The organism is Streptomyces sp. NBC_00670 (genome assembly GCF_036226765.1).
In the GTDB taxonomy this organism is placed as follows: Bacteria; Actinomycetota; Actinomycetes; order Streptomycetales; family Streptomycetaceae; genus Streptomyces.
Window position 1 is genome coordinate 7,272,281 of the sequence record NZ_CP109017.1, and the last position, 14,299, is coordinate 7,286,579.

Consider the following 14,299-nt stretch of genomic DNA (forward strand, 5'->3'; position numbering starts at 1 on the left):
GAACATGCATTTGTGGTTAATCCGCAGGCTCCCTAACGTCGTGTGCAGGCCGCTTCGCCCGAGCGAGTGAGGGCGACGGCGGCGGTTCCTCCGTCGGGGCCCCTCATCGGGGCCCATCGTCGAAGGGCCGCCTCAATTCCCCTTCGACGTACAGGAGTTCGCCATGTCCGCGATCAAGACCGCCGGTATCGACGAGGTGCTGCTGGGCGAGGTCCGCACCGCCGTCGAGACGGCCGGCACCACCCTGCGCGACCGCTACACCACCCACGCGCGCGCCCTCAGCCTGAAGGAGATCATCGACGAGCTCCAGGCCAACGACGACGCCGTCCTCGCTGTCCTGAAGCAGCCCCTCCTCGACGCCCGCCCGGGCTCGCAGTGGGCCGAGGACGAGCTCGAGGGCGGGGCGCTGCCGGACGGCGAGTGGTGGGTCGTCGACCCGGCCGAGGGCAACATCAACCACGTCCACGGCATGCCCGACTGGGCGGTCACCGCCACCCTGGTGAGCGACAACCGCCCCGTGCTGACGGTCGTTCACCTGCCGCTCACCGGCGACACCTACACCGCGCTCGCGGGCAACGGCGCCCACCTCAACGGCGAGCCCCTGCGTGTCTCCGCCAAGACGGACGTGGGCGCCGCCCTCGTCGGCACCGGACAGGCCAAGCCCGGCGAGGACCAGGAGACCTTCCGCCGGATCGGCGAGTCGGTCACGGCCCTGCTGACGGCCGGACTGGTGGTCCGGGTCTCCGTCCCGGCCACCCTCCAGCTCATCCATGTCGCCGCCGGCCGCATGGAGGCCTTCTGGCAGCACTCCGACGTGCGCTCCGGCCTGGTGTCCGGCGCCCTCCTCGTCGCCGAGGCCGGCGGTGTCGTGACCGACCTCCACGGCGCCCCCTGGACACCCGCGCACCGCGACTTCCTGGCCGCCGCGCCGGGCGTCCACCGGGCCGTCGCCGACGCGCTGGCCCCCGTCAAGTGACCCGACGACAGACCCCCCAACGGACAAGGAAGCACCGCGCATGACCACCCTCGGCATCCTCGGCGCCGGACGCGTCGGCACCAACCTGGCCCGCACGTTCGCCCTCGCCGGTCACGACATCGTCGTCGGCCGCCGCGACCCCGCCGCCGAACTCCCGGGCGGAGCGGAGGAGTTCGGACCCCGTATCCGGTTCACCGACCAGCGCACCGCCGCCGCCACCGGCGACGTCGTCATCAACGCCACGCCCGGCGACACCGCCCTCGCCCGGCTGGGGGAACTGCGGGACGAACTCGCCGGGAAGATCCTCGTCGACGTCTCCAACGCCACCCGGCACGGCCCGGACGGCCTCCCCGGCGAGCTGATGTACCCGGACGGCAGCCTCGGGGAGCGGCTCCAGCGGGCGCTGCCCGCCACGCGTGTCGTCAAGACCCTCAACACCATGCTCTACATGGTGATGACCGCGCCCGAGTCCCTGGCCACCTCGCCCACCGCCTACCTCTCCGGCGACGACCAGGACGCCAAGGACACCGCGGCCCGGCTCCTGGGAGACCTGGGCTGGAAGGCCGACCGGATCGAGGACCTCGGCGACATCACCACCGCGCGCGCCACCGAGGCCGTCATCCTGCTGGTGACCCACGTGCTGCGCCGCAGGGGACTCCGGCCGCTCGCGGTGTCCGCGTCCGGCTGAGCCGCCGCCCCCGGGCGAGTCCCGGGCCCGCTCGCCGGGCCCGGGGCCGCTCACCGGAGGCGAGGCCGTCCCCGCGGCCCGCCCTCACTTCCGCAGCAGCCCCGCCAGTACCTCTGCCTCGCTGATCGCGGGGTCCTTCGTCGCCGTCAGCAGCGTCAGCGGCCGGTCCCTGGCCAGGTCGCGCAGGTGGGCCAGGGCGTCCGCCCGCTCGGGGTCGTCCTTCAGTTCCGCCCGGTAGCGGTGGCCGAACTCCTCGAAGCGGTCCGGGTCGTGGCCGTACCACTTGCGCAGTTCCGTGGACGGGGCCACCTGTTTGCACCACTCGTCCAGCCGGGCCCGCTCCTTGCTCATACCCCGGGGCCAGATCCGGTCGACCAGGACGCGGGCGCCGTCGCCCCGCTCGGGGTCCTCGTAGACCCGGCGGACGTGCACCGTCCTCTTGCCTGCCATGGGTACCTCCTCGTGCGGTGCCGGGACCGCGGCTGCCGCCGCTCCGGTCGAGTCACCCCCGCTCGAACCACGCTACCCGCGCATGCCGCGTCCCCGCGGAGCCGCAAGCGTCCAGCGTGTTGACATGGGCATGATCAACTCCTAGCGTGGCAAAGCGCTTCTTCCCGGCATTCGTCCCGCCCCGGACCCGCACCCCCGTGCGGCCCGAGAGTCCGGCGCCTGCCCCCGCACCCGTGCCCGCCGACCCGGCGGACGCCGCTTCGACAACGTTGTCAGAAGGGCTCCCCACCCGGCCCGCACGGCCACCCCCCACCCCTCATCCCTCTCCACAGGAGGCGGTTCATGAGATCCCTCTTGACCGGTGCCGGGCGCCGCGCACCGCGTCCGCGTCCACCGCGAGGGCGGCGCCTGGTCGCCCTGACCGGCGCGGGCGCCGGCCTGGCCCTGGTCGCCACGTTCGCGGTGCCCGCCCAGTCCTTGGCCGTGTCCGCCGAGACGGCGACGGCGGGGGCGGCGGCCGTCACGGACCCCGCGAGCCTGGTCAACCCGTTCATCGGGACGTCCAACGACGCCAACGACTTCCCCGGCGCCGACGTCCCGTTCGGCATGGTCCAGTGGAGCCCGGACACCCCCTCGCGGCCGCCCGGCGGCGGCTACGAGTACAAGGACTCCTCGATCACCGGCTTCAGCCTCACCCACATCGCCGGGCCGGGCTGCGGCGCCGCCGGTGACATACCGGTGCTGCCCACCGTGGGCGCGGTCGACTACGGCGCCCGGGACTCCTTCGCGCACTCCGCCGAGTCCGCGACGGCCGGCTCGTACAAGGTGGCCCTGGACAACAAGGTGACCACCGAGCTGACCGCCACCACCCGCAGTGGCATGGCCCGCTTCACCTTTCCCTCCACCACCCAGGCCAACCTGCTGTTCAAGCTCGGCAGCAGCCAGAACGGCGGCTCGAACACCAAGTTCACCGCCGTCTCCAGCACCGAGGTGAGCGGCCAGGTCACCAGCGGCAAGTTCTGCGGTGCCGGCAACACCTACACCGTCTACTTCGACGTGGTCTTCGACCGGCCGTTCACCGCGCAGAGCACCTCCGGCGCCAACTCCCGCGTCACCTTCGACACTTCCGGGAGCCAGACCCTCCGTGCCAAGGTCGGCGTCTCCTACGTCTCCGTGGCGGGCGCCGTCGCCAACCGCACCGCCGAGGCGCCGGGCTGGGACTTCGACGCCACCCGGAACGCCGCCCACACGGCGTGGAACGGCGCGCTCGGAAAGATCGGCATCTCCGGCGGCACCACCGACCAGCAGACCATGTTCTACACCGCGCTCTACCACTCGCTGCTGCACCCGAACGTCATCAGTGACACCAATGGGCAGTACTACGGCTTCGACGGCAGGACACACACCGTCGACTCCGGTCACGACGCCGCCTACGCCAACTACTCCGGCTGGGACATCTACCGCTCCCAGGCGCAGCTGGAGGCGCTGGTCAGTCCCCAAGTCGCCTCGGACACCGCCCAGTCGATGGTCGACGACTACCGGCAGACCGGGATCTTCCCCAAGTGGTCGGAGAACAACGGCGAGTCCTACGTCATGGTCGGCGACCCGGCGGCCGCCATCATCGCCGACTACCACGCCTTCGGCGCCCGCGACTTCGACACCTCCGCCGCGCTGGAGGGCCTGGTCAAGCAGGCCAGCACCACCAACAACGACCGGCCGGGCCTGAACTACCTCAACACCCCCGGCTACATGCCGCACGACGGCAGCTACGGCTGCTGCAACTTCTACGGCCCTGTGGCCACCACGCTGGAGTACGACACCGCCGACTTCGCACTCTCCGCGTTCGCCGGCGCGCTCGGCGACACCGCCCACCAGCGCACGTACGCCAACCGCGCGCAGGACTGGCGCGGCACGCTCAACCCGGCCTCCGGTTTCGTCCAGCCGCGCAACGCCGACGGCACCTGGACCGGCGGCTTCGATCCGACCAGTGGCACCGACATGGTCGAGGCCGACTCCTGGATCTACACCGGGATGGTCCCCTTCGACGTGGCCGGGCTGGCCGCTGCCAAGGGCGGCAACGCCGTGATGAGCGACTACCTCGACACCGTGCTGCGCAGCTACACCGGCGCGAACGGCTACGCCTGGGTCGGCAACGAGCCCAGCATCGAACTGCCCTGGGAGTACGACTACATCGGCGAGCCGTACAAGACGCAGGCCACCGTGCGCTCCGTCCAGGACCAGATCTGGGCCAACAGCCCCGCCGGTCTCGCCGACGGCAACGACGACCTCGGCGCGATGAGCGCGTGGTACGTCTGGTCGGCGCTCGGCATGTTCCCGATGACCCCCGGCACCGACGACCTGGCCCTCGGCTCCCCGCTGTTCCCGCAGGCCGTCGTCACCCTGCCCTCGGGCAGGACGCTGACGATCAATGGTGACGGCGCCGCGGACAACGCGCCCTACGTGCAGTCCGCGACCTTCGACGGCGCGGCGTGGAACAACGCGTACGCGCCCACGAACGCCCTCAGCGAAGGAGGCACCCTCACCTACCGGCTCGGCACCACCGCCAACACCTCCTGGGCGAGCGCGGCGAGCGCGGCACCGCCCTCCTACCACGGCTCCGTCGTCGCCCCGCCCGGCCCGCGGGCCGGTGCCCTCACCGCCGGTGTCGGCTCCGGCCTGTGCGTCGACGTCGACCACTCGGGCACCGCGGACGGCACCGCCGTACAGCTCTGGGGCTGCGACAGCACCTACGCCCAGGACTGGACGGTCGCCGGTGACGGCACCCTGCGGGCGCTCGGCAAGTGCCTGGACGTGGCGAACAGCGGCACCACCAACGGCACCGCGGTGCGGCTGTGGACCTGCAACGGCACCGGCGCGCAGGTCTGGTCCGCGGGCTCCGACGGGGCTCTGGTGAACGCCAATTCCAAGCTGTGCCTGGACGATCCGGACTCCGCCACCACCGAGGGCACCCACCTCCAGATCCACGACTGCAACGGCACGGCCGCCCAGAAGTGGACCCTGCCGGCGGCCCCGGCCGCCCGCTCCGGAGCCGTCACCGCGGGCGTCGGCTCCGGGCTCTGCCTGGACGACAAGGGAGGCGCCACGGCCAACGGCACGCCGATCCAGCTCTACGGCTGCAACGGCAGTGACGCCCAGACGGTGACGGTGGCGGCCGACAGCACGCTGCGCGTCAAGGGCGGCTGCCTGGACGCCGCGGGCAGCGGCACCACCAACGGCACCAAGGTGCAGCTGTACACCTGCAACGGGACCAACGCCCAGCAGTGGCGGGCCACTTCCTCGGGCCAGTTGATCAACGGCAACTCCGGGCTCTGCCTGGACGTGCCCAACTCGTCCACCACCGAGGGCACCCAGCTCCAGCTCTACGAGTGCAACGGCAGCGCCGCCCAGAAGTGGACGCTGCCCGCCTGACCGGCGCGGCGGGCACACGACGGCCGGCCGGCTCCCCGCACACGGCAGGTGTGCGCGGGAACCGGCCGGCCGCCGTTTCCCCGGCCGGCTCACCTCACTTGGTGAACGTGAACCAGTTGACGTTGACGAACTCCGTGCTGCTCTCCGCGAAGGTGAGGTAGACGTCGTGCACGCCGGTCACCGAGCGGGTGACGTTGGCCGGGATCGTGCGCCAGCTCTGCCAGCCGCCGGTGTCACCGAGGTCGATCTCCGCGATCTGCGGCCCGGTCGCGCTGTCCACCCGCACCCGGATCGCCCCGCTCACCCCGGCACCGACCCCCGAGGCGACCCGCGCCACGAACTGCGTGGGGGAGGAGCCGCCGAAGTCCAGGGAGGCGTACTTCAGCCAGTCACCGGCCGCGAGGTACCCCACGTCCTGGCCGCCCCCGCTGTCGGAGCAGCTCTCGGTCTGCGTGCCGCTCTGGGAGCTGTAGTTCTCCGCCTGGACGGTGGCGTACGCGCTGGTGCCGCCGCCCCCGCCGTTGTCCCCGCCCCCGCCCGAGCCCCCGGAGCCGGCGCCGAGGGTGAGGGTCCAGGAGGTGGGCGCCGGGTCCTGGAGGTGCCCGTCGACCGGGGCGCTGCCGGTGGGGCCGACGTCGTCGTACGGGAAGGCGTAGCCGACGGTCGAGTACTTGTGCACCAGCCGGGCGTAGTGGTTGGTGATCGACTCCGTGTAGTACTGGTCGGGCCGCACCCCGCTCGGCTGGTTGGCGCCGCCGGAGACCAGCAGGTCGGAGCGGTTGAGGGCGGCGGCGAGCCGGGCCGCGACGGCACCGCGCGCGTCGGACCCGGAGTTGTACAGCGGGCCGCTCGCGCAGCCGAAGATGTCGGCGGCGGAGGGCTTGGTGAACGGCACCCCGTTGGTGTTGAGCCCGGAGAAGGTCAGGACGTCACCGCTGACCCGCCCCGAGTAGGCGCCGATCGAGCCCTGGCCGTCGATGGTGAGGGTGTTGTTGCGGAAGTAGTCCCAGACGCGGGTCAGATACGGGTTCCAGTACGAGCCGAAGTCCGCCGGGGCGTGCGAGGGCGCCAGGACGCGCAGGACCGCGCCGGAGGAGTCGGTGGCGATCAGCCGGTCCCACGGGGCCCCGTCCGCCGAGTGCTGCGACCGCAGGCCCGAGGCGATGTTGGCCAGCGCGGTCGAGGGCAGCGCGGGCACCGACTGGTTGCCGGCGGCGCCGGTGGTGGACATCGAGATCGGCAGGGCGACCATGTCCACGTAGCTGATGTTGGCGTACAGGTTGGCCGAGTTGTACGTGAACTCGGCGAAGCCCCAGTTGGTGGTCCAGTTGGGGTCGTTGCTGGTGAAGCCGGGCTGCACGAGGCCGGGCCTGCCGCCGTTGAGGCTCGCCGGGTTGACGAAGAACTGGATCTTCTTCCCGACGGAGAACCAGACCCGGCCGCCGATGACGTAGTCGCGCAGCGTCAGCCGGACGGGCGAGGAGCCGGAACCGCCGAGGGCGATGGAGTAGTCGGGTGTCGGGGTCTGCACGGCGGAGACGTCCGCCAGCCGGTGGAAGACGCCGTCGGCGGTGACGAAGCCGGGCCAGCCGGAGGTGTCGGCGCCGGTGACGTAGGCGTACACCTGCGCGGAACTGCCGGAGTTGTTGGCCAGGACGAGGGGGAGGTTGGCGGCGGCGCTGGCGGTGCCGGCGGTCGCGAGGGGGAGCGCGGCGGCGGTGGCCACCGCGGCGGTGAGAAGGGCACGACGGGAGAGCACGACGGGCTCCTGGGGAGTGAGTGTGGGGTGGAGAGTGCCGTGTTGAGAGCGCTCTCAGGGGAGTGAGCGCGTGTTCCCACTATTGGACTGAACCAATCGGTCGGTCAAGAGGTGTGCACGTCAAGGACGTTGCCGAGGGTGCCGTCCGGTTCCTTTTCGGGGTGAACGTCGTTGATCTCCACATGACGTACACCACGCCCCCCTCCCCGGAAGAGATCGCCCAGGAATGGCACGCGCGTGCGCGGCGCGACGGGCTCGCGCGGGTGATGCGCGCGCAGCAGCCGCCCGAGCTCGGCGAGGCGGTCACCGACGAGACCCGGCGGACCCTCGCCCGGCTGCTGAAGCGCGCGGGGCAGGAACTGCCCGACGGCGTCGGCTCGGTGATCGAGATCGGCTGCGGCATCGGCCGGCTCACCCCCACCCTCGCGGCGGCGGCCGGGCGGGTCGCGGCGCTCGACATGACACCGGGCATGCTGAAGTCGGCCCGCGCGGCCTGCGCGGGACTCGACAACGTGACGCTTCACCGGCTCCGCGCCCAGGACCTGACCCTGGACGAGGTCGACCGGCTGGTGGGCCGCCCGGCCGATGTGACGGTGTGCGTATGGGTGCTCATGCACCTCCTCGACGACGCCGAACTGGCCGCCCTCTTCCGCACGTTGTCCCTCGGCACCCGGCAGCTCCTGCTCATCGAGTACGAGCACGCGGCCGTCCCCGTCGGCCGGTTCTCGCGGCTGCGGCCCCTGAGCCACTTCCTCGACCTGATGCCGGGCTCCCGGGTGCTCGAACGCCACGAACTCGACTACGGCGGCGACCGTTCCTTCGCCGCCCTCGTCGACACCGGCCTCAGCCGAGGAGCGCGCTGAGCCCGTCCGCGGCCGCCCCCGGCGCGCGCGGCGAGGCGCACTCGAACCGGATCTCCGTCTCCGGGGCCAGCGACAGTTCGAGGCCCGTCACCGGCCGGGGGGCGCGGATGAGGATGTTGTAGTGGTTGGGGAAGTGGCAGGCGTCGAAACCCAGCACCGTGCCGATCGGCAGGCCCCCGGCCAGGACCGTGTCCCCGCGGTCCAGCACACCGGCGCAGGCCAGTTCGACGAAGCCCAGGAAACCCACCCGGTCCACCCGGGCACCGGCCGAGGTGTCCGTGTGGTCGGTGGTGACCAGCTCGTGCACCTCGCCCCGCCGCACACACCGGCTGGCGTACGGCTCCAGCGACATGCCGCGCCGGTCGAGGCGGTGGGTGAGGACCTTCACCAGGGGGCCGTGCACGACGCGCTTGGCGCCGTCCTCCGCGGGGTTCACGCGTGGGTCTCCTCTCGGTGCCGGTCGCCGTCCGCCGCCGCGTAGCAGGCGGCGACCAGTTCGGCGACGGCCAGTCCGTCCGGCGGGGGCCCGGGCTCCGGGCCCCCGTCCCCCCGCACCACGCGTACGAAGTCCCGCAGCACGCCGACGTATTCGTGCCACAACGACCCCTTGAACTCGCTGTGCCCGGCGAGCATGTCGGCCACGTCCCCCCGGCCGTCGGCAAGCCGCACCTCGACCGTCTTGCGCTCGCCGGGGTAGGACCAGTCGAGCTCGACCCGCGCCCGCGCGCCGCTCACGGGCGCCCGCAGCGAGAGGCGCGCGGCACGGTCGACGCCGCGCGCGTCGCGGTCCAGGCCCACGCCCTCCACGCGTATGTCCTCGCCGAGGAAGAGGCGGACGAGATCGAGGGCGTTGGGCCCGTTGTCCGCGAGAGCGCCGCCCCCGCAGCGGCCGGGGTCCAGATACCAGCGGTCACGGCCCGCGTGCTCCTCGATCGTCTCCTTGTAGCGCACGGTGACCGACTCCACCGGCACGCCCTTCGGCAGCCGGCGCAGCAGGGCGCGGACGGGGTCGTTGTAGCGCCGGTGGAACGAGGTGAACAACGGCACCCCGCGCTCCCGGGCATACCGGTCCAGCGTCCGCGCGTCGGCCACCGCGGTCGCCAGCGGCTTCTCCACACACACCGCGCGCCCCACCGCGAGCGCGTCCCGGCAGACCGGGAAGTGCGCGTCATTGGGCACATTGACGACGACGGCGTCCACCTCGGCCTCCCGCAGCAGCCGGCGATGGTCCGGGTGCCGCTCGAGATGCGCGGGCAGCCCCGCGAAGGCACCGGGATCGCGATCACAGACGGCGACGAGCTCCACGTCCGGGGAGCGCTCGAACGCGGCGAGGTAGAACCGGGAGATGACCCCGAGACCGATCATTCCGACCCGGAGAGGGCAACGTGGTGGTGTCATGCCGGGCCTCCGGACGTGTCGGCGGGAGCGGTCGTGTCCGGCAGTGGTGCGGGGAAGGGGGCGCCCAACCGGCTCGCCACCTCCCGCAGTTCGCGGTGCAGGGGCGTGGTGAGCGGGACGCCGTGTGCGAGGCGGTGCCGGGAGCGTCGCCATTCGCGGTGGCCCGGGTAGGTGACCGGCTCGCCGGGGCGTGTCGGTGAGCAGTCCAGGAGTGCGCCGAACAGGCCGGTGGCCGCCTCCAGGAAGTCGGTCTCGGGGCGCAGGCGGCCGGGGGCCACCGCCAGGAGCAGATGACCGACGTCGTCGTCGGGCTGGGGCGAGGTGTCGCGGTGCGGGCCGAGGCCGGCGCCGGGCAGCAGCGCGGAGAGTACCTCCACGAGGAGCCCCAGGCCGTAGCCCTTGTGGCCGCCCGTCTCCGGGGAGCCGCCCAGCCAGCGCAGCCGGGCCTCGCCCCGGTCGTACGCCGCCGGGTCGGTGACCGGGGCGCCGTCGGCGTCCTCCAGCCAGCCGTCCGGGACGGGCTCGCCCGCACGGGCGGCGGCGCGGATACGGCCGGTCGGTACGACGGTCGTGCTCATGTCGAGCACGAACGGCGGGTGCGCGCCTCCGGGTGCCGCCAGCGCCAGCGGATTGGTGCCCAGCATCGGGGCGGCGCCGCCCAGCGGCGGGGCCAGGCGCTGCCGTCCGCAGTTGGACGAGGCCAGGCCGATCATGCCGTGTTCCACGGCGCGCAGCGCGTGGTGGCCCGCGCATCCGAAGTGGGTGCCGCCGCGCACCGAGACCAGCCCGACGCCGTGCGTCCTGGCGCGCTCGACCGCCAGCTCCATCGCCTCGGTCGCCGACCACAGCCCCAGCGCGCTCCGCGCGTCGAGCAGCACGGCGGCGCCGCTGTCGGCGAGCAGCTCCGGCTCGGCGCGCGGATCGCAGCGGCCGCCGTCCAGCAGGGGGAGGTAGAGCCGGGCCAGGTTGGTGACACCGTGCGTGGTGAAGCCGGTGAGGTCACCGTGGCACAGCGCCCCGGCGGCCCCCCGGGCCCGGCCCGGGGGCAGCCCCCGGGCGCGGAACACCCCGGCGACGAAGTCCCGCAGACCGTCGTACGGGACGCGGACGTGGCCGCCGTACGACGGGGCCCGCGCGGGTGGCGCGGGGGACACCTCGGCCGGGCGTGGTTTCGGGGTGACGGCGGTGGTCCCGGAACGGGAGGTGGTCATGGCGTCCTGCCTTTCAACGCGTGTGCGGGCGGGGGTCGTTGGTCGTCGGATCGACGGGCGTACGGTTGCGGGGCACCCCGGCCGCCGTGGGCGGCGGCTGCTCCTCGTACCGCGTCCCGCGGGCGAAGGCGACGAGGATGCGGGCCACCTCGTCGGCGTACCGGTCGAGTTCGGTGAGGTCGGCGTACTCGCCCGCCGCGTGCGCCCGGTTGGTGTCCAGACCGCCGGGCCCGAGGACGGCGGTGTACGTGTCGGGCACGCCGCCCATCCACAGGGCGTCGCACGTGAAGGCGGGCTCGTCGGCGGGCCATGGCGACAGCCCGCACTCCTCCGTGAGCAGCCGCTCGGCCCAGCCGGCGTCACCGGTGGGGCCGGTGAGCGTGGGCAGCCCGCGTTTGAGCCACCGCAGCGAGGTGATCGCGTCGGCGTCGTCGGCGGTCCTGGCCAGGTGGGGGCGACCGCGCGCGGTGGTGCGGAAGGCGGCAAGGCCCTCGCGGAGCGTCTGGCGCAGCGCGGCCTCGGCCGCCCGCCCGTGCTCCCGGTCGGCGTAGGCGAGGTTGAGCAGCAACTGCCCGTTCCCGTACACCTTGTTGTGCCGCTCCCCGGTGTGCAGTCCGGCCACGCAGACGCGCGTGCCGGGGGTACGGGCCGGCAGTACCGTCGCCAGGTGGTGGGCGAGGAAGCCGAGCAGCACGGTGGCGTTGTGGCCCGCCTCCGGGCGGTCGTCGACCGCGTCCTCGCCGCGCACCCGCACACACGCGGTCATGCCGGCCGTCGACCGCGTCAGGTACCGGTGCCCGGTGGGCTCGCAGAACACGTTGAGCCGTCCGACGAAGCCCTGCTCGACCAGCGGCCGGGTGCCGAACGTGCCCATCGCACCGCCCTCCTCGCCCGCCACCGCCTGGACGAGGACCCCGATGCGCCCGCCCACCGCCGGCTCCGCCGCACGCGCCGCCCGGATGCCGGCCAGCAGGGCGACCGCCGGTCCCTTGGCGTCGATCGCCCCGCGCCCGCCGAACCGGGCGCCGTCGAACGAGGGCGGCCACCAGCCGGCCACCGTGTCGAGGTGGACGTTGAACATGACGGTCGCCGCGCGCGGCACGCGGGGCGGCCCGAGGCGCAGCACGAGGCTCGGCTGGCAGACCAGGAAGGCGGGGTCCGCGGCGGCCTCCCGGACCGGCAGGGGCACGTCGTCCCGCAGCAGTACGGTCCCGGGCGGTGCCGAGTGCCGGACCACCGACATGCCGAACCGCCGCGCCGCCGCCGCGTACGCGCGCCCGGCCTCCCACAGCCGTGCGGCGCCGGTGTCGCCGGTCTCCAGCGGGCCGGCGGTCGGGATGCCGAGGAGGCGCAGCAGCAGGGCGTGGTCCTCGGCGGTGAGCCGGGCCCTCGGGGGACGGGAGGCGTCAGCCATGTCGGCCCCCGTGGACGGCGGGCGCGACCTCGCGGGCCACCAGCCGCTCCAGTTCTCGCCCGTGGGCGACGAACGCCGCCGCACCGCTGTCGCCGCGCGCGTCGGTGCCGTCGTGCGGGCGCAGATGGGTGTGCGGCTCGATGGACCAGGTGCCCCGCCAGCCGCGCCGCAGCAGCGCGGTGAGGCACTCGCGCACCTCGGCGTGGCCGTGCCCGGGCAGCACGTAGGCCACCTCGCCCGTCCGGGTGCGTACGGCGTCCTTGACGTGGACGTGCTCGACATGGGCGGCGACCGCGTCCAGCAGGGCCGCCGAACCGTAGCCGTACGGCACGCCGTTGCCGATGTCGAACAGCAGTCGCAGCGCCGGGCTGTCGACGTGGTGCAGCAGGTCCAGCATCCGTTCGGCGCGGGTGCCGGCCCAGCCGGCGCAGTTCTCGTGCAGCAGGACGAGCCCGGCGTCCTCGGCCTGCCGGGCCAGCACGGTCATCCGGTGCCGTACCCGGCGGGCCCACTCCGCCTCGCCCAGACCGTCGTTGGGGTACGACATCACCCGTACGTACCGGGTGCCGAGGGCGGCGCAGCGGCGGGCGAGCACCCGCAGCTCGTCGGTGTCGCGCGCGAACGGGCCGGTGACGGGCCGGTTGTAGTCGGCGATCCGTGAATCGACGCAGACCACCTCCGTGCCGGTGGCCGCGATCCGTTCGGCGAGCCGTCCGAACGCGCGGTCGTCGAGATCGGCGAGGGCACGCCCGTCGGCACTGCGCAACTCCAGCGCCGTCCAGCCCAGTTCGCGCAGGGCGGCGAGCTGTCCGGCGAGGTCCAAGGCGGCCTCGTCGCCGATGCCGGCGTAGCGGATGCCGGGCGGCGGGGCGGCGGGGGCCGTCGTGAGGGGGCCCGGGGCCGGGCGGGGGTCAGCCGGCATGGCGGGCCTCCGGGGAGAGGGGAGCGGGCAGCGGAGGCAGGGCGTCGCCCGCGGCCGAGCGCCGTGCGTCGTCGAGGAGTTCGACGGTGCGCGCGTGCACCTCCAGGCCGCCGGCCGCGCCGGGCGGATCGTCCCCGGCGAACCGGTGGTAGGCGGCGACCAGGCACCGGTGCAGCGCGTCGTCCTCGAACAGTTCCCGCGTCCGGCGCCCGTCGCGCCACAGGTCGAGCCGGGCCACGTCGTCGTCCTGCGCGACGGGGTAGTGGCCGACGAGCCGTACGCCGTCGGCCGCGTCCACGGTGATGCGCCGCCGCCGCACCGGCGAGGTGAGGTCGCAGTGGACGCGGCCGAACGCCCCGCCGCCGTGGCGCAGGGTCAGCCGGGCGCCGCCCATGTGCGGCACGACCCGCTCGCCCAGCCGCAGATCGGTCCAGGAGGCCTCGCGCACCTCGGCGTCGCCCAGGAGCCGCAGCAGCACGCCCAGCGCGTGCGGGACCTCCACCTCGAAGGCGTGCGTGTGACTGCCCCCGGTCAGCGAGCGGCGGAAGCGGGCCTTGTCCTGCGTCACGGTCACCGAGCGGACCTCACCGACGGTGGCGAGGAGCGTGGCGAGCCGGTCGGTGAGCGCGCTGTGCAGCCACGGGGAGACGACCTCGACACGCAGCCCGTGGCGGTCCACGACCTCCAGCACCCGGCGCAGCGCCGTACGGTCGGCGGCGAGGGGCTTCTCCACCACGAACCGCCGGTAGCCGAGCTGCGCGGCCTCCTCGAGGAGCGCGCCCCGCACGGCCGGCGGGGTGCACAGATGGACCACGGTGACGGCCGGGTCGAGATGGCGGCGGGCGCGCTGCAACGACTCCGCGACCACCAGCCGGTCCGCGCCGGGCCCGGGCGGACCGCCGCCGGGCACCGGCCGGGGGCCCGGATCGACGCCGACGACGGGCCGCCCGGCGAAGAGCCCCGGATGCGTGGCCCGCGCGCGGGCGAGGACCGGCAGATGAAGTCCCGCCCCGGCGCGTCCGAGCCCGAGGAGCAGTGTGCGCAGCATGACGGTGCCACCCCTTTCGACCGGCCTTCGCGCCGGGTTTCATGAACAGATGAATGCGCCGGAGAATGGTGGGATTCCGGACACCGAATAAGGCGACGAAACATTTCCGGGCAGGTTGGGAAGACAATATGACCTCACTCC

Annotated in this window: 12 protein-coding genes; 4 read left to right on the plus strand and 8 right to left on the minus strand. The window is 73.6% G+C overall.

Going from position 1 to position 14,299, the window contains the following annotated elements:
- Positions 1-163: 163 nt before the first annotated feature.
- Both OIE12_RS31965 and OIE12_RS31970 read left to right on the plus strand, forming a co-directional pair.
- Entirely contained in the window at positions 164-976 is an 813-nt protein-coding gene (locus OIE12_RS31965; RefSeq protein WP_329141435.1) for an inositol monophosphatase family protein, read from the plus strand.
- 40 nt (positions 977-1,016) lie between these two features.
- Entirely contained in the window at positions 1,017-1,664 is a 648-nt protein-coding gene (locus OIE12_RS31970; RefSeq protein ID WP_329141436.1) for an NADPH-dependent F420 reductase, read from the plus strand.
- An 84-nt stretch (positions 1,665-1,748) separates the two neighbouring features.
- On the opposite strand, the gene OIE12_RS31975 is transcribed toward OIE12_RS31970, so the two are convergent.
- Positions 1,749-2,114, minus strand: a complete 366-nt coding sequence (locus OIE12_RS31975) for a DUF488 domain-containing protein (RefSeq protein ID WP_329141437.1) — start codon at positions 2,112-2,114, stop codon at positions 1,749-1,751.
- Between the two features lie 342 nt (positions 2,115-2,456).
- Between OIE12_RS31975 and OIE12_RS31980 the strand changes: the two genes are divergently transcribed.
- On the plus strand, positions 2,457-5,543 hold the full coding sequence (locus OIE12_RS31980; protein WP_329141438.1) for a lectin: 3,087 nt from the start codon (positions 2,457-2,459) through the stop codon (positions 5,541-5,543).
- 94 nt (positions 5,544-5,637) lie between these two features.
- Here OIE12_RS31980 and OIE12_RS31985 read toward each other — a convergent pair whose 3' ends face one another.
- A complete protein-coding gene (locus OIE12_RS31985) occupies positions 5,638-7,302 on the minus strand; it encodes a beta-1,3-glucanase family protein (RefSeq protein WP_329141439.1) in 1,665 nt (554 codons plus the stop codon).
- Between the two features lie 182 nt (positions 7,303-7,484).
- On the opposite strand from OIE12_RS31985, the gene OIE12_RS31990 reads away from it, so the two are divergent.
- The gene (locus OIE12_RS31990) at positions 7,485-8,165 is read left to right on the plus strand and encodes a methyltransferase domain-containing protein (RefSeq protein ID WP_329141440.1); all 681 of its coding nucleotides are present in this window, start codon (positions 7,485-7,487) and stop codon (positions 8,163-8,165) included.
- On the opposite strand, the gene OIE12_RS31995 is transcribed toward OIE12_RS31990, so the two are convergent.
- Genes OIE12_RS31995 through OIE12_RS32020 form a run of 6 tightly spaced genes read right to left on the minus strand, consistent with a single transcriptional unit; the run spans position 8,146 to position 14,158 of the window.
- Positions 8,146-8,601, minus strand: a complete 456-nt coding sequence (locus OIE12_RS31995; protein ID WP_329141441.1) for a DUF6917 domain-containing protein — start codon at positions 8,599-8,601, stop codon at positions 8,146-8,148. The genes OIE12_RS31990 and OIE12_RS31995 overlap by 20 nt on opposite strands.
- Positions 8,598-9,530, minus strand: a complete 933-nt coding sequence (locus OIE12_RS32000) for a Gfo/Idh/MocA family protein (RefSeq protein ID WP_329141442.1) — start codon at positions 9,528-9,530, stop codon at positions 8,598-8,600. Before OIE12_RS32000 ends, OIE12_RS31995 begins: the two co-directional genes overlap by 4 nt.
- Positions 9,531-9,559: 29 nt before the next feature.
- Positions 9,560-10,774: an Ldh family oxidoreductase gene (locus OIE12_RS32005; protein WP_329141443.1), complete on the minus strand. Its 1,215-nt coding sequence runs from the start codon at positions 10,772-10,774 to the stop codon at positions 9,560-9,562.
- Positions 10,775-10,787: 13 nt separating this feature from the next.
- Positions 10,788-12,188 (minus strand): M20/M25/M40 family metallo-hydrolase, encoded by a 1,401-nt coding sequence (locus OIE12_RS32010; protein WP_329141444.1) that lies wholly within the window; start codon positions 12,186-12,188, stop codon positions 10,788-10,790.
- Positions 12,181-13,110 (minus strand): sugar phosphate isomerase/epimerase family protein, encoded by a 930-nt coding sequence (locus OIE12_RS32015; RefSeq protein WP_329141445.1) that lies wholly within the window; start codon positions 13,108-13,110, stop codon positions 12,181-12,183. The genes OIE12_RS32010 and OIE12_RS32015 overlap by 8 nt, the downstream gene beginning before the upstream one ends.
- The gene (locus tag OIE12_RS32020; protein WP_329141446.1) at positions 13,100-14,158 is read right to left on the minus strand and encodes a hypothetical protein; all 1,059 of its coding nucleotides are present in this window, start codon (positions 14,156-14,158) and stop codon (positions 13,100-13,102) included. The genes OIE12_RS32015 and OIE12_RS32020 overlap by 11 nt, the downstream gene beginning before the upstream one ends.
- Positions 14,159-14,299 lie beyond the last annotated feature (141 nt).

Bases quoted from the DNA above. Each gene is read 5' to 3' on its own strand.
- OIE12_RS31965 (WP_329141435.1), top strand. From the start codon at position 164: ATGTCCGCGATCAAGACCGCCGGTATCGACGAGGTGCTGCTGGGCGAG.
- OIE12_RS31970 (WP_329141436.1), top strand. From the start codon at position 1,017: ATGACCACCCTCGGCATCCTCGGCGCCGGACGCGTCGGCACCAACCTG.
- OIE12_RS31975 (WP_329141437.1), bottom strand. From the start codon at position 2,114: ATGGCAGGCAAGAGGACGGTGCACGTCCGCCGGGTCTACGAGGACCCC.
- OIE12_RS31980 (WP_329141438.1), top strand. From the start codon at position 2,457: ATGAGATCCCTCTTGACCGGTGCCGGGCGCCGCGCACCGCGTCCGCGT.
- OIE12_RS31990 (WP_329141440.1), top strand. From the start codon at position 7,485: ATGACGTACACCACGCCCCCCTCCCCGGAAGAGATCGCCCAGGAATGG.
- OIE12_RS32000 (WP_329141442.1), bottom strand. From the start codon at position 9,530: ATGATCGGTCTCGGGGTCATCTCCCGGTTCTACCTCGCCGCGTTCGAG.
- OIE12_RS32005 (WP_329141443.1), bottom strand. From the start codon at position 10,774: ATGACCACCTCCCGTTCCGGGACCACCGCCGTCACCCCGAAACCACGC.
- OIE12_RS32010 (WP_329141444.1), bottom strand. From the start codon at position 12,188: ATGGCTGACGCCTCCCGTCCCCCGAGGGCCCGGCTCACCGCCGAGGAC.
- OIE12_RS32015 (WP_329141445.1), bottom strand. From the start codon at position 13,110: ATGCCGGCTGACCCCCGCCCGGCCCCGGGCCCCCTCACGACGGCCCCC.
- OIE12_RS32020 (WP_329141446.1), bottom strand. From the start codon at position 14,158: ATGCTGCGCACACTGCTCCTCGGGCTCGGACGCGCCGGGGCGGGACTT.